Below are 17,848 nucleotides of genomic sequence, written 5' to 3' on the forward strand. Positions count from 1 at the left end.
GCATCGCGCTCACAGGCCGAGCACGTCCGCCATGCGATAGCGGCCCGGCGTCTGCCCCGCGAGCCACAGCCCCGCACGCACCGCGCCCTTGGCGAAGATCGAGCGATCCTGCGCCAGATGCGCCAGCTCGATCCGCTCGCCGTCGCTGGCGAAGACGACGTGATGGTCGCCGATCACCGATCCGCCGCGCAAGGAGGCAAGACCGATCGTTCCCTCCGTGCGCGCGCCCGTCAGCCCGGCGCGGCCGTCGACACGCACCTCGCCCAGCGTCGTGCCCCGCCCGGCCGCCGCCGCCTCGCCGAGCAGCAGCGCGGTGCCCGACGGAGCATCGACCTTGTACCGGTGATGGCTTTCGACGATCTCGATGTCCCAGTCGGTGCCGAGCCGCGCCGCCGCCTCGCGCACCAGTTGCGCGAGCAGCGTGACGCCGAGCGACGTGTTGCCCGTCTGCAGGACCGCGATGTCGCGCGCCGCCGCATCGATCGCCGCATGCTGCGCCGCGCTGAGCCCGGTGGTGCCGATGACGATCGGCGTCCCCGCGTCCCGCGCGGCGGCGAGATGCGCGTCGAGCGCGGCGGCGATCGAAAAGTCGACGATCACGTCGGCGCGGCGGGCAAGCGCGAGCGGATCGCCCTGTGCGTCGATGCCGCCCGCAAAGGTCGCGCCCTCGATCTCGATCATGTCGGCGATCGCGCGGCCCATCCGCCCGTCGCGGCCATAGATGCCGATCGCGGTCATGCGCGCGGGCCCGATACGAAGGTAGCGGCGGCGCGCAGCGCGGGGCAGAGGGATCGGTCCGGACGCATCATCCGAACGTCCTTGCCACGGATCGACGCGACGGGACAGGCCCCTCCCCGCCTGCCCCGCACATCTTCGTGCGCCGCGTCAGAAGGCTTTCGACACGCCGACGAAGAAGCCGCGGCGCGGGCCGTATTGCGGCGCGCCGACGCCGACACCCGTCCCGTCGCGGATTTCGTACACATGGTCGAGCAGGTTGATGACGTCGAACCGGAGGTCGAGGTTCGGCCCCGCCAGATGCTGGCTCGCGGTCAGGTTGAACTGCGCATAGGGCGCGAGCTTCCCGCCATTCGGCACGCCATTGATCGCGTCGTCGCGGCGCAGGCCCGACCCGTAGATCATGCTGCCGCCCAGCTTCGTGCCGCCATGGAAGGCGTAGGACAGGCCCGCCGACCCGGTGAACGTCTGGTCGTGGTCTAGATAGATGTAATGGCGCGCGATATAGTCGAGATCATCCTGGCCGAAGCTGAACTGGCTGGAGACGATGTTCGTCCCCTTCGCCTTCGCCGCCGCGAAATTGGCATAGGCGAGCAAGCCACCGCGGGCGTAGCTCATGTTCGCCTCGATCCCGCCGATCCGGCCGCGGGCATAGTTGAACGGCGTCAGGATGATCGGCGCGCCGAACTGGCCCTCGTCGATCAGGTTCTTCGAAATGCGGTAATAGGCGTCGACGCCATAGGTGAAATAGCGGCTCGGCTTCACCTGAAAGCCGACGTCGAAATAATGCTGGCGTTCCGCGAACGGCACGGTGTCCTGCGTCACCGCCGGATAGGCGCTGGTGCCGGCGAACTTGCCGATGCTGGCGTCGGCGACGAGTTCGAACGGCGGCGGCACGAAGTAACGCGCGTAGCCGGCGTGCAGCGTATACGTCTCGCTCGGCTGCCAAACGAGGTTGACGCGCGGCGAGAGCTGCCCCTCGCGGCGATAGCCGTTGTACAGGTCGTAGCGTGCGCCGTAGTTGAGCGTCAGCCGCGGCAGCAGCTTCCATTCGTCCTGCAGATAGGCGCTGACGCTGGTCGCGGTCTTGCCGCTGTTATCGACCACGACCACCGGCTCGCCGGTCTGCGCGCCCGTGCCGTCGACCGGGAAGACGCTGGTCGCCGTGTCGCTGGTGCTGCGGTCGCGGGACACCAGCATCCCGCCGCGCAGCGTGTGCGCGGTGCCGAGGTGATAAACCGCGTCCACCTGCGCACCCACCGCGAAATCCTGCTTGTACGCGCGCTGCGCTTGGCCATTGTACAGCAATTCGCCGAGCACGTCGGGGCGGTAGCGCAGCGACGAATAGCGCGCGAACAGCGACGCCTGCACGGTCAGCGGCTCGGCATCGTGGAGGAAAGCGAGCTGGCCGAAGCCCGTCTTTTCCAGCTGCGTCTCGTTCAGCTTTTCGCTGGGGAAGGCGGTCTGGCCGCCGACGCTCCAGCCGGCGGACGGCTGCTGGCCGACGGGGTCGGGGATCTGGAACCACTGGTTCGAATAGCCGCCGACGAACGACACGCGGTTGTTGGCATTGAGGATGTGGTCGACGTACGCAAAGCCCTGATACTGGTCGGTGTCGTCGTGGACTGGGTTGGAGCGGCCGTCTACGCTCTCGATGCCGAGCCCGCTGTGGCGATAGTCGCCGGACACGAAATAGTTCGTGTCGCCGCTCGACCCGCCATAGGTCAGGCTCGGCTGGATCGTATCGTGGCTGCCGCCATACAGCGATGCGGTGCCGCCGTTCTGGAACAGGCCGCTCTTCGTCGTGATGTCGATGATGCCTGCGGTGCGCAGGCCGTATTGCGCGGGCAGCGCGCCGGTCAGGATGTTGACCTTGTCGATCAGGCGCGGCGACAGCGTCTGGCCGAACACCGCGAGCCCTTCGGGCAGGACGGTGCCGTTGATGCGATATTGCAGGCCGTTGTGGTCGTCGCGGATGTGGAACTGGCCGAACCCATCCTGCACGACGCCCGGCGCCTGGAGCAGTATCTGGTTGAACTGCTGGTTCTCGCCGCCGGGCAGCGCCTTGATCGTCGCGCTGCTGATCTCGAAATTCGACGCGCCGAGGCTCGGCTGGATATGTTCGCGCGCCGCATCCAGCCGCGCGGCGGTGACGACGATGTCGCCGCTCTGCTTGGCGCCGGCCGCCGCGGGCGTCGTCGCATCCTTGCCATCGGCCGCGCCGGCGCCATCGTCCTGCGTGGGCGAGGGCACGCCGCGCGTTTGCGCCGCGGCGCCCCGGGGCAGCAGGCTCAGCGGGGCAAGGGCAACGCAGCTCAAGAGGACCGACAGACGCATAAGCGATACTCGCGTGATACAATGTAACAGGGTCACGCCGTCCTGCGCTGCAATGCGGCAAGCTGGCAAGCGAGCAGTCCGATCATGACGTATTTTTTAGGTTTGGATCATGGGTAGGCTGATCGTTGCCGCTGCCGAGGCGCTGAATAACATCGCGCTATTGCAATGTTTTAAGCGTATCGCATCGGTGGACGCCGGACGCGCAGAACTCGGCCCAGATGTCATGCCCGCAATCGATGGAGGCTGTTGCCACCCCTCAGCTTACGACAACCCAGACCGTCAAATGTCGGTGGCACGCCCGGAAATCGAAGTTCCGCTTACGCCCAAACCGGGCGCTCAGGCGGGCAATCAGTCTTCCCGAAAGCGCCCATTGTTCAGCCCGACCGTTGCCGTTCCCGTTTCCTCATCCTTGAGGGGCGGTTTTGGGAAAGAGCAGTCGGGAACAGATTTCGGGAAGGCCGATGCTCCGGACGTCCCCTGGCGCGACCAGCGGAGCCACCTTCCCCTACGGGTTCCCAATCGGGAATGGAGATAGCCGCGTCCGGCCCGTTGCGAGGGCCGAACGGATGTGGAATGCTTCGGATATGACCAGTTCGGGTGGATGTCAGTGCGGAGCAGTGCGCTTCCGAGTTGAGGGAGCCTTGGGAGAGGCTTCCATTTGCCATTGTCGCATGTGTCAGAAGGCAACTGGTGGACTGTTTGGGCCTTACGTCGGAGCCCCATTCGACGCGGTGATTTGGACCAGAGGACAACCAAAATACTTCCAGAGTTCCAACAAGGTGTGTCGGGGATTTTGCGGAGCCTGCGGGACGCCTCTCACCTTTGAGTATGGCGAGGGACATATCAGTTTCGCACTTGGTGCTATGGATGACCCACGATCGGTAAAATTGAGCGAGCAACTTGCTTCGCCTGAGCGTATCGCCGATTTTGAAGCACTAGCCAGTCTACCAGAACATTCGACTGACGAGCCGCGAGCGGCTGCTCACTTGGCAAGCATCATCTCCTTTCAGCATCCTGATTATGACACCAGCGATTGGCCCCTCGATCGTAAGTAGCGAGCTGATCGCCGGGACGTGGCCTTTCCCGAAACTCGATCCTTTTCGGGAAAGGCGGCGATCCGACAATGTCTGCTATTTTTAACCGCGTTGCCGAAAGCCGCCTTTCAGCTCCCCCCACTTCCAGACTTAAGCAATCAGCCCTACCCTTCCGAAATGCACGCCATCCACAACATCCTCGTCCTGACCGGCGCTGGGATTTCCGCCGAGTCGGGCATCGCCACCTTTCGCGGCCCCGGCGGATTGTGGGAGGGGCATCGGGTCGAGGACGTGTGCACGCCCGAAGCGCTCGCCGCCGATCCGGCGCTCGTCCACCGATTCTACGACCTGCGCCGAGCCGCGCTGACCGACGTCCGGCCCAATGCGGCGCATGACGCGTTGGCGCGGCTCGACCGGGAATGGGCGGGCGAGCTGCTGATCGTGACGCAGAACGTCGACGACCTGCACGAGCGCGCCGGTGCGCACCGGCTGGTGCACATGCACGGCGCGCTCCAATCGGCGCTGTGCCCCGCCTGCGGCATCCGCGAGCCGTGGACGGGCGCGCTGCCGCCGGACAGCGAATGCCCCAATTGCGGCACGTTCGCGCTGCGTCCCGACATCGTCTTCTTCGGCGAGATGCCGTACGAGATGGAGCGGATCGAGGCGGCGATCGCGGCGGCGGACCTGTTCGTGTCGATCGGCACGTCGGGCGCGGTCTATCCCGCCGCCGGCTTCGTGCAGATGGCGGACGCTTATGGCGCCGACACGCTGGAGCTCAACCTGGAACGCTCGGCGGGCAGCGACTTTTTCGCGGAGACGCAACTTGGGCCTGCGAGCGAACTGGTCCCGGCCTGGGTCGATGCGGTGCTAGCGGCGGCGCAGCGATGATCGTCGCGGCGGCGCTGTGGCTGGTGTCTGCCCCCGCCCTGTCACGCCAAGCGCCGATTCGGCCCGCCGCCAAGCACGGCTTTGCGGGGCATCGAACCGCTGCGAAATCGGCTATGGATCGACCGTGCTGGCGCGCGCTGGTGGAACGGGCGGCGGGTGGCGGACGACCGCACTCTCGACCGCTACCTGGCGATGACCGCGCAATTGAATCCGCAGCCGGTCACGGTCCTGAGCTTCGCACACGCCGCCCCTTGCGGAGCGATCACGCGCGTGCGGGCGCTGATGGAGCGGCGGCTGGCCTGTTCCCATAGCGACGCCTGCGCGATCGGCATAGCGCCCGCGCGACGCGACTGACGCGTCAGTCGACCCAGTCGAGTCCCATGTCGCGATAGACGGCGCGGTCCTCGTCCCACCCCTCCTTCACCTTGACGTGCAGGTAGAGGTGGACGGGGCAGCCCATGATCGCGGCGAGTTCGGTCCGCGCGCGTGCGCCGATCTCGCGGATGCGCGCGCCCCCCTTGCCCAGCACGATCGCGCGCTGCGTCGGGCGCTCGACGAGAATCTGCTGGTGGATTTCCACCGATCCGTCGGGGCGCTCGCTGTACTTCTCCGTTTCGACCGCGCTGGCATAGGGCAGTTCGGCGTGCAGCTGCAGGTACAATTGCTCGCGCGTCACCTCGCTGGCGAGCGCGCGCTCGCTGGCGTCGGACACCTGATCCTCGGGATAGTGCCAGGGGCCCTCGGGCATCGCGGCGGCGAGCGCGTTCTTGAGTTCGGCGAGGCCATCGCCGGTCTGCGCGGAGACGAACCAGGTATCGGCGAAGGTCATCATCGCGTTGAGCTTCTCGGCATGGAGCAGCAGCTTCGGCTTGTCGGCGACGTCGACCTTGTTGAGGACGAGTATCTTGGGTTCCGGCCGATCCTTCAGCGCGGCGACGATGCCCTCGACCTTGGGGCCGATCCCGCCCTTACCGTCGACGACGAGCGCGATCATGTCCGCGCCCTCCGTCCCGCCCCACGCGGCGGCGACCATCGCGCGATCCAGCCGGCGCTGCGGTTCGAAGATACCGGGCGTGTCGACGAGCAGGATCTGCGCCGCATCCTGGATCGCGACGCCGAGCAATTTGGTGCGCGTCGTCTGCGCCTTGGGACTGACGATCGCGACTTTCTGGCCGACGAGCGCATTGACCAGCGTCGACTTGCCGGCGTTCGGCGCGCCGACGACCGCAACGAGGCCGCAATGTTGGGTTTGGGTCATGGGGTGCCTGTTATCGCCGAATCCCAAAGATTGCGATGGGCCGCGGCCGTCCCATTCCCCGGGACGGGTTCGAGGCCCCTTAGCCCCGCACCTTTTCCAGCATCGCCTTGGCGGCGGCGGTTTCGGCGTCCTGCTTGCTGGTGCCGGTGGCGCTCGCTTCCAGCTGGCGGCCGATCCGGACCTGTATGGTGAAGCGCGGCGCGTGGTGCGGGCCGGAGCGGTCGAGGATCGCATATTCTGGCGGCTTGCGGTTGTTCGCCGCGGCCCATTCCTGCAACGCCGACTTGGGATGCTGCGGCGCCTTGTCGGTGCGGTGCAGCCGGTCCGCCCAGGCCTTGCGGATGAAGGCGCGCGCGCCGTCCAGCCCGGTTTCGCAATAATAAGCGCCGATCAGCGCCTCCATCACGTCGCCCAGGATATTGTCGCTGTCGGACGCACCGTCGTCGCGCGCCTGCTTGCCGAGCCTGAGATGCGCGCGCACGCCCAGGCTGCGCGCGACCTCGGCACAGACATGGCCGGTGACGAGCGCGTTGAGCCGTTTCGACAACAGCCCCTCGGGCTCGTTCGGAAACAGCTCCCACAGCCATTCCGCCATGACGAGGCCGAGCACGCGATCGCCCAGGAACTCCAGCCGCTCGTAATTCTCCGCCGCCTGGCTGCCATGCGTCAGCGCTCGGGCATAGGGGGCAAGGTCGCCGGGCTCGCGACCGAACGTCGTCGTGACCCAGGTCTTGAGATCGGCGTTCAGAAGCCCTCTCCCGTCCGTCCCCAGCGCCAGCCGGACAGCCACGTCCATGGCCTCAGCAGCGACGCGGCGCCGTTGTTCGACGCGAAGGTCACCACGGCCTTGCCCTCGATCCGCTCCATCGGGATATAGCCCATGCCCGCGGGATAGGGGAAACGGCTGTCCGCGCTATCGTCGCGGTTGTCGCCCATCAGAAAGACGTCGCCGGCGGGCACCGTGTAGAGCGCGGTGTCGTCGCGGTCGGGCAGTTCCGCCTGGTCGAGCACCATGTACGTGCGCCCGTTCGGCAGCGTCTCGCGGAACTGTGGATAACGGCAGATCGGCTGCCCCTGCGCATCCGTGTCGAGGAAGGGCGCGCCGCATTTCTGCGCATCGAAATTGAGCGAGAGCGGCAACACGAAGTCGGCGACACGCTGCTTGGGGATCGGCTTGCCGTTCAGGATGACCTGTCCGTGCGTCACCTGGATCGTGTCGCCGGGCAGGCCGATGACGCGCTTGATGACGTCGTGGTCGGCATGTTCGGGATCAGTATCGCCCGGCACCGCACTGGGCGAGCGGAAGACGACGACGTCGCCGCGCGCGGGCGTGTGCGCGAATATCCGGCCCGGAATCAACGGCACGCCGCCGGGCAGCGACCAGCGCGAATAGCCGTAATTCCACTTGGTGACGAACAGATAGTCGCCGATCAGCAGCCGGGGCAGCATCGATTCCGAGGGAATCGAGAAGGGCGCGAACACGAAGCTTCTGAGGATCAGCACCGCGAGCGCGAGCTTGAGCAGGAAGCGGATCGTGTCGGCGGTTTCTGAAGCCTTTGGCTTCGCTGTCGTCGTGGCCATGACGGAGCCTTAGCGAGCCTCATGCGTCCTGAGTAGTCGCCTTGCGCATCGTGGCGGCTGCATACGATGCACTTGCGGTCTTACCTTGGCCCGCTACGGAAACGATCGTCATATTCCTTCCCCCTACAGGATGATGCCCATGAGCGACTGGTCTGCCATCGAGTCCCTCCCCGCCCATAAGCTCACCGAGCTGTTCGACGCCGATCCGGAGCGTCTGGCGACGCTCAGCCTCGACGTCGCCGGCATCCATTTCGACTGGTCTAAGACGCACCTGACGCGCGAGGCGATCGACGCGTTCGTCGCGCTCGCCAACGCCAAGGGCCTCGCCGCCAAGCGCGACGCGCTGTTCGGCGGCGAACATGTCAACGTGACCGAGGATCGCCCCGTCGAACACACCGCCGAACGCGGTGAGGGCAAGGCGGAGAGCGTCGCGCGGGCGCGTCAGCTGCACGAGCGGATGCGCGCATTGATCGACGCCATCGAGGCGGGCGCGCTGGGCGACGTCCGCCACGTGCTGCACGTCGGCATCGGCGGTTCGGCGCTCGGCCCCGACCTGCTCGTCGACGCGCTGGGGCGTGAGGAGAAGCGCTACGACGTCGCGATCGTCTCCAACGTCGACGGCGTCGCGCTGGAGGATGCGATCAAGGACTTCGATCCCGCCGCGACCCTGCTCGTCGTCGCGTCGAAGACGTTCACCACCACCGAGACGATGCTCAACGCCACGTCGGCGCTGCAGTGGATGCAGGAGCATGGCGTCGAGGACCCGTACGGAAAGGTCATCGCGCTCACCGCCAGCCCGGAAAAGGCGATCGAATGGGGCGTCGACGAAACGCGCATCCTGCCGTTCAGCGAAGGCGTCGGCGGGCGCTATTCGCTCTGGTCGTCGATCGGCTTTCCGGCGGCCATCGCGCTCGGCTGGGCTGCGTTCGAGGAATTGCTCGAAGGTGCGGCGGAGATGGACCGGCATTTCCGCCTGACCGCGCTGCACCAGAATGCACCCGCGATCGCCGCCTTCGCCGACCTCTATTACACGCAGGTCCGCCACGCCGAGACGCGCGCGCCCTTCGCCTATGACGAGCGGCTGCGGCTGCTGCCGAGCTATCTCCAGCAGTTGGAAATGGAATCGAACGGCAAGGGCGTGACGGTGGACGGCCAGCCCGTCGGCCGGCCGACCGCGGCGATCACCTGGGGCGGCGTCGGCACCGACGCGCAGCATGCGGTGTTCCAGCTGCTCCACCAGGGTACGCACCTCGTCCCCGTCGAGTTCATCGCGGTGATCGAGCCCGGCGACACGCTGGCGGAGGACCATCACCGCCAATTGCTGCTCAACGCCTTCGCGCAGGGTGCGGCATTGATGAAGGGCAAGCAGGTCGACGATCCGGCACGCTCCTATACCGGCGACCGGCCCTCCTCGACGTTGCTGCTCGACGTCCTCGACCCGCGCACGCTCGGCGCGCTGATCGCCTTCTACGAGCACCGCGTATTCGTGAACGGCGTGCTGCTCGGCATCAACAGCTTCGACCAGTTTGGCGTCGAGCTGGGCAAGGAAATGGCCAAGGCGGCGGACAAGGGCGGGCAAGAGTTCGACCCGTCGACCGAAGACCTGATCCGCCGCGCCGGTCTGGATTGATCGACGCCCGAACGCTATGTGTATGGCTCTGCGGAGCCATACACATGCGGACGAACATCGACATTGACGACGCCCTGATGGCGGAGGCCATGGAGGCACTCGGCACGACAACCAAGCGTGACACCGTGATCGAGTCGCTCCGGCGATCGATCAAGGCGCGCCGACAGCTCGCCGCATTGAAAGCGCTCGAGGGCCTTGGCTGGGAAGGCGATCTCGACGATATGCGGACGAGCAAATACCTGCCCGAGCCCGAATGATCCTCGTGGACAGCAGCGTCTGGATCGACAAGCTCGCGAGGCGGACGACGATCCAGACGAAGGTTCTTGAGTCCCTGATCGTCGCCGAACTCGAGATCGGCGTCGGCGACCTGATGCTGGTCGAGGTGCTGCAAGGCACGCGCGATGGCCGCGCTTTCAGCACGGCCTACGCGCAGATGGCTGAATTCGACCGGGTGCAGATCAGCGACCATCGCGTTGCCATCGAAGCCGCCCGCAACTACCGTCATCTGCGCGGCCTCGGTATCACGATCCGCAAGACGATCGACACGCTGATCGCGACGCGCTGCATCCTCGATGGCCTTCCCCTGTTATATAGCGACCGCGATTTCGACCCGTTCGTCCGTCACCTCGGACTGCGACCGGCGCTCGCGCTGCCCTTGGAGTGATCCCAATGCCTCAGTACGACTACGACCTCTTCGTCATCGGGGCGGGCTCCGGCGGCACGCGCGCCAGTCGCGTCGCCTCGGCGCATGGCGCGAAGGTCGCGGTGGCGGAGGAATATCGCGTCGGCGGCACCTGCGTCATCCGCGGCTGCGTGCCCAAGAAACTGCTCGTCTACGGCGCGCATTTCGCGGAGGACCTGCGCGACGCGGCGCAATTCGGCTGGGACGTGCCGCAGCCCTGTGCGTTCGACTGGAAACGGCTGCGCGACAATGTGCTGGCCGAGGTCGACCGGATCAACGGCGCCTACAAGCAGACGCTGGAGAACAACGGCGTCGAGATCATCCCGCAGCGCGCCGTCGTCACGGGCCCGAACAGCGTCCGCCTCGCCGACGGGACGGAAAAGACCGCGGCGCGCATCCTCGTCGCGGTCGGCGCGCACCCAGCGGTGCCGTCCTGCCCCGGTCACGAGCACGGCATCACCAGCAACGAGGCGTTTCACCTCGACGCCATCCCCAAGCGCGTGCTGATCGCCGGCGCGGGCTACATCGCCAACGAATTCGCCGGCGTCTTCCACCAGTTCGGTGCGCACGTCATCATCATGAACCGGACGCAGGACATATTGCGCGGCTACGATCTGTCGATCCGCGACCGGCTGTTGCAAATCAGCATGATGAAGGGGCTCGAATTCCGCTTCGATGCCGCGTTCGAGGGGATCGACAAGGGCGAGGACGGCTGTCTGACCGTCAAGATGTCGAACCACGAGCCTGTCACCGTCGACATGGTGATGTTCGCGACCGGCCGCCTGCCCAACACGCAAGGGCTGGGACTGGAAACGGCAGGCGTCGAGGTGGACGACAAGGGGGCGATTCTGGTCGACGAGCAGAACCGGTCGTCGTGCGAGAGCATCTTCGCGATCGGCGACGTCACCAACCGCGTCCAGCTGACTCCCGTCGCGATCCGCGAGGGGCAGGCCTTCGCCGACACCTTTTATGGCAACAAGCCGACGACGGTCGATTACGGCTGCATCCCCAGCGCGGTGTTCAGCCACCCGCCGCTCGCCGGCGTCGGCATGACGGAGAGCGAAGCGAAGCAGAAGCTCGGATCGGTCGCGGTCTATTCGTCCGACTTCCGGCCGATGAAGAACGTGCTCGCGGGGCGCAACGAGCGCGCGCTGTACAAGATGGTGTGCGACGGCGAGACGGGGCGGATCGTCGGCCTGCACATGATCGGCCCCGACGTGCCCGAAATCCTGCAGGCCGCCGCCGTGGCGGTGAAGGCCGGGCTGACCAAGGCGCAGTTCGACGCCACCGTCGCGCTGCACCCGACGATGGCGGAGGAACTCGTCCTGATGCGCTGATGCGTCAGGCGCCGATGTAGCGGCCGGGGCGGCGCTCGTTCACCGCGCGCACGCCCTCGGCGAAATCCTGCGTGCGTTGCAACCACGCCTGCTCGGCGAGTTCGTGGTCGGTCTGCCGCTGGACGAGATCGAACAGGTCGCCGCGAATCGTCGCGCGCGTCGACTGGACGGCGAGCGGCGCGCCCGCCGCAATCTCCTGCGCCAGCGCGAGCGCGGCGGCGCGCAATTCCTCCTGCGGCACGATCTGGTCGACGAGGCCCCAGTCTGCCGCCTCCGCCGCCTTGATCCGGCGGCCGGTGAGTAGCATCAAGCTCGCACGCTGGCGGCCGACGACGCGCTCCAACACCGCGGAGATGCCGAAGCCGGGATGCAACCCCAGCTGCACGAAATTGGCGACGAAGCGCGCCTCCGGCGCCGCGACGCGGAAATCGGCGGCGAGGGCGAGGCCCAGGCCCGCACCGACCGCCGATCCCTGCACCGCGGCGACGACGGGCTTGCGCACCGCGAACAGCCGCGCCGCGGCGACGTAGAAGGGATTGCGCGCTCCGGCGGGCTGCGGGTCGGCGACCGGATTGGCGTTGGCGAGATCCGCGCCCGCGCAGAATATGCGCCCCTCCGATTGCAGCACGACCGCGCGGACATCGTTGTCCGCGTCCGCCGCGTCGAACGCGGCGCCGATCGCTTCGATCAGCGCAAGGTCGGCGTGATTGTGCGCCGGACGAGCAAAGGTGAGGATCGCGACATGGCCATCGCGCGCGATGTGGAGAGAGGATGTCATGCCGATACTCTACCGCGCGCATGCCCGCCCGCCCAGCCCGACACACCGATGCGCGGCGCAAGCGAAACAGCGCGGTTTCCGCCATTTCGGTTTGTCCGTTTCGGCCCTGTTAACGGCTCGTTGCTAGGCGGCGGCCACCGATCCCGCCGGAGCCTCTGAACCACGATGTCCCTGTCGCGCCGTTTCGCCATCCTGCCGATCGCCGTTGCCGGACTGCCCCTGCCCGCCGCCGCCGACTTCGGCCTGACGCTGCATCCCAGCGCGGCACAGCGGGCGGTCGGTGAACGGCAGCGCGAATCGATCGAACGGCGCATGACCCTTTTGTGCGACGCGATCGACCGTCTCGAGGCGGCGGGGCTGCCTTCGGGACGCACCACCTTCCTGCGCCAGGACGTGCAGCGCGTCGCCTACGGCCTCTCGGTCGGCCTGCGCCAGCAGGGCCGGCTCAGCCCGGCGGAGGAACGCAGCTGGCGCGCGATGCTCGATCAGATCGAACGCAAGATCGCGCGCGCGCAGGCGGAGCAGCGCCCGACGCCGATGACGCTGATCCGCCGCTGAGGCGCCGGGGCCGGCCGATCGCTCAGTCGGCGAACAACAGGACGGGCGTCTCCAGCAGCTTCTTCAGCGCCTGGACGTAGCTTGCCGCGTCCCAGCCGTCGACGACGCGATGGTCGCAGCTGATCGACAGGTTCATCAGCTTCGCGCGGCGGATCTCGTCGCCTCCACCCGGCACCTTGGGGCCGATGAAGACGGGGCGCTCGACGATCTTGTTCGGACCGATGATCGCGACCTCCGGCCTGTTGATGACCGGCGTCGTCGCGATGCCGCCGAGCGGGCCGAGGCTGGTCACGGTGATCGTGCCGTTGCCCAGTTCCTCGGGCTTCAGCTTGCTTGCGCGCGCGGCATCGGCGAGGCGCGCGATCTCGGTCGCGAGCTGCCAGACGTTGCGGTCCTGCGCGTCGCGGATGACGGGGACAGTCAACCCCGCGTCGGTCTGCGTCGCCATGCCGATGTGCACGCGCCCCGACCGCGTCACCACGCCCGCTTCATCGTCGTAGCGTGCGTTGAGCATCGGGAAGTCGGGCAGGGTGCGACAGATGGCGACGATCAGCAGCGGCAGCAGCGTCAGCTTCGGCCGCGCACCGCGATTGTCGTTGAGGTCGGCGCGCATCGCCTCCAGTGCGGTGACGTCGATCTCGTCGACGTAGGTGAAATGCGGAATATTGCGCTTCGCCGCGGCCATGTTCTCGGCGATGCGGCGGCGCATGCCGATGACGCGCACCGCTTCGTCGGGCCGCGCGCGGGTGGAGTGCGGCGCCTGATATCCCTGCCCGCTGCCGTAGCGCAGGAAGGCGTCGAGATCAGCATGCCGGACCCGCTCGCCCTCGCCGACGCGGATCTGGGAAAGCTCGACGCCCAGATCGCGCGCCCGCGCCCGGACCGCCGGCGAGGCGAGGACCACGGCATCCTTGTGCTCCTCCCCCGTTCGTCCTGAGCTCGTCGAAGGACGTGCGGCAAGCGTCGCGCTATCGGCCCGTGCTTCGACAGGCTCAGCACGAACGGTGGGTGGAGTGGGCACTGCGGCGGGCGCGTCTGCCACCGCCTCTCCCAACCCGGGATTCTCCGCCTCATATTGCTCGGCCGTCTCGGCCTGCGCGGGCGTCGGCGGGGCGGCGACGGCGTCGGCCTCGCCCTCCCCTTCCCCCTCGGTCTCGATGACCACCAACGTCGAACCGATCGCGACCTGATCGCCGACCTCGCCGGCCAGTTCGACGACGGTGCCCGCGACGGGGCTTTCCATCTCGACGGTCGCCTTGTCGGTCATCATGTCGGCGAGGTTCTGGTCCTCCTCGACACGATCGCCGACGGCGACGTGCCAGGCGACGATTTCGGCCTCGGCGATACCTTCACCGATGTCGGGCAGGCGGAAGGAGAAGCGGGCCATGCGTCAGGCGTCCTTCATGATCTTCTTGAGCGCCTCGCCGATGCGGACGGGGCCGGGGAAATAGGCCCATTCGAGGCTGTGGGGATAGGGCGTGTCGAACCCGGTGACGCGCTCGATCGGCGCCTCCAGATGATAGAAGCAGCGTTCCTGCACCAGCGCGGACAGTTCGGCGCCGAAGCCGGAGGTGCGCGTCGCCTCGTGCACGATCATGCAGCGGCCGGTCTTCTTCACCGACGCCTCGATCGTCTCGATGTCGAGCGGGACGAGCGTGCGCAGGTCGATGATCTCCGCGTCCACGCCGGTGTCGGTGACGACGCGGTCGCAGACGTGGACCATCGTGCCATAGCACAGAATGGTCAGCGCCTCGCCGGGACGGACGATCGCCGCCTTGCCGAGCGGCACGGTGTAATGGCCGGTCGGCACCTCGCCGCCGGGATGCTTCGACCAATTCTCGGCCGGCTTGTCCCAATGGCCGTTGAACGGACCGTTGTAGATGCGCTTTGGCTCGAGGAAGAGGACGGGGTCATTGTCCTCGATCGCGGCGATCAGCAGGCCCTTGGCGTCATAGGGCGTTGCCGGGATCACCGTCTTGATGCCCGACACGTGCGTGAAGATGCCCTCGGGCGACTGCGAATGCGTCTGGCCGCCGAAGATGCCGCCGCCATAGGGCGAGCGCACCGTGATCGGCGCGGTGAAGTCGCCCGCCGAGCGATAGCGCAGCCGGGCCGCTTCCGAGACGAGCTGGTCGAGCGCGGGATAGATGTAATCGGCGAACTGGATTTCGGGGACGGGGCGCAAGCCATAGGCACCCATGCCGATCGCGACGCCGATGATGCCGATCTCGGTGATCGGGGTGTCGAACACGCGCGTCTTGCCGTATTTCGCCTGCAGGCCCGCCGTCGCGCGGAACACGCCGCCGAAATAGCCGACGTCCTCGCCCATCACCATCACATCCGCATCGCGCGCCATCGCGACGTCGAGCGCGGAGTTGATCGCCTGGATCATGTTCATGCGGGTGGTGGCGGGGGCTTCGCCTTCCGCTTCGATGTGGGTCGCGATGTCGGTCATTCCACAATCCTCGTCATCCCCGCGCAGGCGGGGATCCAGACGCGCAGGTGGTCGATGGAAACGCTGGCGTGGCGGCTCTGGATTCCCGCCTGCGCGGGAATGACGAACCGAGACATCACTTGCGCGCCCATGGGCGTCCGCTCGCCGCTTCCTCGTCCAGCATCTGCTGGCGCTGTTCCTTGAGGTGCCAGGGCATCTCCTCGAACACGCCGTCGAACAGGCTATCGAGCGGCTGGTGCAGGCCATGGCCGAGGATGCCGTTCTTCTCGGCCTCCTTCTGCGTCGCGCGCACGTCTTCGGCGATCTCGCGGTCCTGCGCGGCGTGACGCTCCTCGTCCCATTCGCCGATGACGATCAGATGCTGCTTCAGCCGCTGGACGGGATCGCCCAGCGGCCAGGCGGTCGCCTCGCCCGCGCTGCGATATTGCGACGGATCGTCGGACGTGGAATGGCCTTCCGCGCGATAGGTGAAATGCTCGATCAGCGTCGCGCCCTGGTTGGTGCGCGCGCGCTCCGCCGCCCATTGCGTCGCCGCATAGACCGCGAGCGCGTCGTTGCCGTCGACGCGCAGGCCAGCGATGCCGTATCCGATCGCGCGCGCGGCGAAGGTGGTCGCCTCCGCGCCCGCGAAGCCGGAGAAGCTCGAAATCGCCCATTGGTTGTTGACGACGTTGAAGATCACCGGCGCGCGATAGACCGCGGCGAAGGTGCAGGCAGAATGGAAGTCGCCCTCCGCCGTCGACCCCTCGCCGCACCAGACCGCGGCGATGCGCGTGTCGCCCTTCGCCGCCGACGCCATCGCCCAGCCGACGGCCTGCGGATATTGCGTGGTGAGATTACCGGAGATCGAGAAGAAGCCGTAGTCCTTGGCCGAATACATGATCGGCAGCTGCTTGCCGCCAAGCTTGTCGCCGCGGTTCGAGTAGATCTGGTTCATCATGTCGACCATCGGATAGTCGCGCGCGATGAGCAGGCCCTGCTGGCGGTACGAGGGGAAGCACATGTCGTCACGGTCGAGCGCCTGCGCGGCGGCGACCGCCACCGCCTCCTCGCCCGTCGCCTTCATGTAGAAACTGGTCTTGCCCTGCCGCTGCGCGCGGAACATTCGCTCGTCGAAGGCGCGAAGGCGCACCATGTTGCGCAGCATGCGGCGCAGCGCGTCGGGCGAAAGCTTCGGGTCCCAGGGGCCGACCGCGCGCCCCTCCTCGTCGAGGACGCGCACCAGCGTATAGGCGAGATCGGTGAAGGCACGCGCCTCTTCCGCGGTGTCGGGACGCCGCTGCGCACCCGCGGGGGGAACGTCGACCGCCGCGAAATCCACCGTGTCCCCCGGCCGGAACTTGGGCTCCGGCACGTGCAGGGACAGCGGCTGCAGATTGGCGCGATTATGCTCGCCCGCCACGTCTCTCTCCTCGTTGTGCCGGGAGAATCATCACCCCGGCATGACGGTTCCGCCTCTTGCCGATGCGTAACTTAATTTCAAGAGACTTTCCAACTGTTGCGGCGCACCATGCGCCAGGCCGGTCGCCCGGCCCGGCGGTTCGGGCCTTCACGCGACGGTCTGCTCGATCACGCCGAAGATCGGATGATGGCGGTCGTCCTCGGCCCAGATGCGTATCGTGTCGCCTTTCTTGAGGAACGGCGTCACCGGCTTGCCGCCCGCGATCGTCTCGACCGTGCGCAGCTCGGCGAGGCAGGAATAGCCGACGCCGCCCTCGCCGATCGCCTTGCCCGGCCCGCCATCCGGCCCGCGGTTGCTGACCGTGCCCGACCCGACGATCGTGCCCGCGCCCAGCCGGCGCGTCTTCGCCGCATGCGCGACGAGCGTGCCGAAGTCGAACGTCATGTCCTCGCCCGCCTCGGCGCGGCCGAACGGCTGACCGTTCACGTCGACCATCAGCTTGCGGTGCAGCTTGCCGTCCCGCCACCAGTCGCCCAGCGCATCGGGCGTGACGAAGACGGGGGAAAAGGCGCTGGCCGGCTTCGACTGGAAGAAGCCGAAGCCCTTGGCGAGTTCGCCGGGGATGAGGTTGCGCAAGCTGACGTCGTTGGTCAAACCGACGAGCCGGATCGCGGCGAGCGCCTCGTCACGGCTCGCGCCGAGCGGCACGTCGCCGGTGACGACGACAACCTCCGCCTCGAGGTCGCAGCCCCAGCTCTCGTCCGCGAGCGGAATGGCGTCGCGCGGCCCCAGAAAGCCGTCGCTGCCGCCCTGGTACATCAGCGGATCGTGCCAGAAGCTTTCCGGCATCTCCGCGCCCCGCGCCTGCCGCACCAGCGCGACATGGTTCACATAGGCGGAGCCATCGGCCCATTGATAGGCGCGCGGCAACGGCGCGGCGGCATCGTGCTCGTGAAAGCGCAGCCGCGGGATCGTCTCGTGCTCGAGATCGGTGGCAAGGTTCTGGAGATCGGGAAGCAACCGGTCCCAGTCGTCCAGCGCGCCCTGCAGCGTCGGCACGATATGCCCCGCATCCGCGCACCAGGCGAGATCGTTGGAGACGACGACGAGCTTGCCGTCGCGACCGTGCTTCAGGCTGGCCAGTTTCATGCGCGATCCTCTTATGGTTTGCCC

General features: G+C 67.2%; 18 protein-coding genes. 8 read left to right on the forward strand and 10 right to left on the reverse strand.

The window, feature by feature from the left end; translation table 11 throughout:
* Nucleotides 1–9: 9 nt before the first annotated feature.
* On the reverse strand, nucleotides 10–738 hold the full coding sequence (dapB, locus tag DM480_RS02435; RefSeq protein ID WP_115377389.1) for a 4-hydroxy-tetrahydrodipicolinate reductase: 729 nt from the start codon (nucleotides 736–738) through the stop codon (nucleotides 10–12).
* 147 nt (nucleotides 739–885) lie between these two features.
* A complete protein-coding gene (locus DM480_RS02440) occupies nucleotides 886–3,072 on the reverse strand; it encodes a TonB-dependent receptor (RefSeq protein WP_115377390.1) in 2,187 nt (728 codons plus the stop codon).
* 584 nt (nucleotides 3,073–3,656) lie between these two features.
* Between DM480_RS02440 and DM480_RS02445 the strand changes: the two genes are divergently transcribed.
* From DM480_RS02445 to DM480_RS02455, 3 genes are all read left to right on the forward strand, one after another.
* On the forward strand, nucleotides 3,657–4,127 hold the full coding sequence (locus DM480_RS02445; protein ID WP_115377391.1) for a GFA family protein: 471 nt from the start codon (nucleotides 3,657–3,659) through the stop codon (nucleotides 4,125–4,127).
* Between the two features lie 156 nt (nucleotides 4,128–4,283).
* Nucleotides 4,284–4,994 (forward strand): NAD-dependent deacylase, encoded by a 711-nt coding sequence (locus DM480_RS02450; RefSeq protein ID WP_115377392.1) that lies wholly within the window; start codon nucleotides 4,284–4,286, stop codon nucleotides 4,992–4,994.
* A gap of 81 nt (nucleotides 4,995–5,075) precedes the next feature.
* Nucleotides 5,076–5,348: a hypothetical protein gene (locus DM480_RS02455; RefSeq protein ID WP_198665880.1), complete on the forward strand. Its 273-nt coding sequence runs from the start codon at nucleotides 5,076–5,078 to the stop codon at nucleotides 5,346–5,348.
* Between the two features lie 4 nt (nucleotides 5,349–5,352).
* Here DM480_RS02455 and era read toward each other — a convergent pair whose 3' ends face one another.
* The 3 genes from era to lepB form a co-directional block, all read right to left on the reverse strand.
* Nucleotides 5,353–6,252, reverse strand: a complete 900-nt coding sequence (gene era / locus DM480_RS02460; RefSeq protein WP_115377394.1) for a GTPase Era — start codon at nucleotides 6,250–6,252, stop codon at nucleotides 5,353–5,355.
* A 79-nt stretch (nucleotides 6,253–6,331) separates the two neighbouring features.
* Nucleotides 6,332–7,048, reverse strand: a complete 717-nt coding sequence (gene rnc, locus DM480_RS02465; RefSeq protein ID WP_115377395.1) for a ribonuclease III — start codon at nucleotides 7,046–7,048, stop codon at nucleotides 6,332–6,334.
* Complete coding sequence (gene lepB / locus DM480_RS02470; protein WP_115377396.1) at nucleotides 6,997–7,833, reverse strand: signal peptidase I; 837 nt, start codon at nucleotides 7,831–7,833, stop codon at nucleotides 6,997–6,999. Before lepB ends, rnc begins: the two co-directional genes overlap by 52 nt.
* Nucleotides 7,834–7,972: 139 nt before the next feature.
* Between lepB and pgi the strand changes: the two genes are divergently transcribed.
* The 4 genes from pgi to gorA are packed head-to-tail and all read left to right on the forward strand — an operon-like array spanning nucleotide 7,973 to nucleotide 11,482.
* Nucleotides 7,973–9,463: a glucose-6-phosphate isomerase gene (pgi, locus tag DM480_RS02475; RefSeq protein WP_115377397.1), complete on the forward strand. Its 1,491-nt coding sequence runs from the start codon at nucleotides 7,973–7,975 to the stop codon at nucleotides 9,461–9,463.
* A gap of 44 nt (nucleotides 9,464–9,507) precedes the next feature.
* Entirely contained in the window at nucleotides 9,508–9,720 is a 213-nt protein-coding gene (locus tag DM480_RS02480) for a type II toxin-antitoxin system VapB family antitoxin (protein ID WP_115377398.1), read from the forward strand.
* Complete coding sequence (gene vapC / locus DM480_RS02485) at nucleotides 9,717–10,127, forward strand: type II toxin-antitoxin system VapC family toxin (RefSeq protein ID WP_115377399.1); 411 nt, start codon at nucleotides 9,717–9,719, stop codon at nucleotides 10,125–10,127. Before DM480_RS02480 ends, vapC begins: the two co-directional genes overlap by 4 nt.
* Nucleotides 10,128–10,132: 5 nt before the next feature.
* Nucleotides 10,133–11,482, forward strand: a complete 1,350-nt coding sequence (gene gorA, locus DM480_RS02490) for a glutathione-disulfide reductase (protein ID WP_115377400.1) — start codon at nucleotides 10,133–10,135, stop codon at nucleotides 11,480–11,482.
* A 4-nt stretch (nucleotides 11,483–11,486) separates the two neighbouring features.
* Here the strand turns inward: gorA and DM480_RS02495 are convergent, their stop codons facing one another.
* Entirely contained in the window at nucleotides 11,487–12,260 is a 774-nt protein-coding gene (locus DM480_RS02495; protein ID WP_115377401.1) for an enoyl-CoA hydratase/isomerase family protein, read from the reverse strand.
* A 165-nt stretch (nucleotides 12,261–12,425) separates the two neighbouring features.
* Between DM480_RS02495 and DM480_RS02500 the strand changes: the two genes are divergently transcribed.
* Nucleotides 12,426–12,818, forward strand: coding sequence for a hypothetical protein (locus tag DM480_RS02500; RefSeq protein WP_115377402.1), 393 nt, complete (start codon nucleotides 12,426–12,428; stop codon nucleotides 12,816–12,818).
* Nucleotides 12,819–12,840: 22 nt separating this feature from the next.
* On the opposite strand, the gene DM480_RS02505 is transcribed toward DM480_RS02500, so the two are convergent.
* From DM480_RS02505 to DM480_RS02520, 4 genes are all read right to left on the reverse strand, one after another.
* Nucleotides 12,841–14,205 (reverse strand): dihydrolipoamide acetyltransferase family protein, encoded by a 1,365-nt coding sequence (locus DM480_RS02505; RefSeq protein ID WP_115377403.1) that lies wholly within the window; start codon nucleotides 14,203–14,205, stop codon nucleotides 12,841–12,843.
* 3 nt (nucleotides 14,206–14,208) lie between these two features.
* Nucleotides 14,209–15,216, reverse strand: a complete 1,008-nt coding sequence (locus DM480_RS02510; RefSeq protein ID WP_115380706.1) for an alpha-ketoacid dehydrogenase subunit beta — start codon at nucleotides 15,214–15,216, stop codon at nucleotides 14,209–14,211.
* A 172-nt stretch (nucleotides 15,217–15,388) separates the two neighbouring features.
* Entirely contained in the window at nucleotides 15,389–16,675 is a 1,287-nt protein-coding gene (locus DM480_RS02515) for a 3-methyl-2-oxobutanoate dehydrogenase (2-methylpropanoyl-transferring) subunit alpha (protein WP_115377404.1), read from the reverse strand.
* A gap of 147 nt (nucleotides 16,676–16,822) precedes the next feature.
* Nucleotides 16,823–17,824 (reverse strand): fumarylacetoacetate hydrolase family protein, encoded by a 1,002-nt coding sequence (locus DM480_RS02520; RefSeq protein ID WP_115377405.1) that lies wholly within the window; start codon nucleotides 17,822–17,824, stop codon nucleotides 16,823–16,825.
* Nucleotides 17,825–17,848 lie beyond the last annotated feature (24 nt).

This window comes from Sphingomonas sp. FARSPH (genome assembly GCF_003355005.1).
Taxonomy (GTDB): domain Bacteria; phylum Pseudomonadota; class Alphaproteobacteria; order Sphingomonadales; family Sphingomonadaceae; genus Sphingomonas.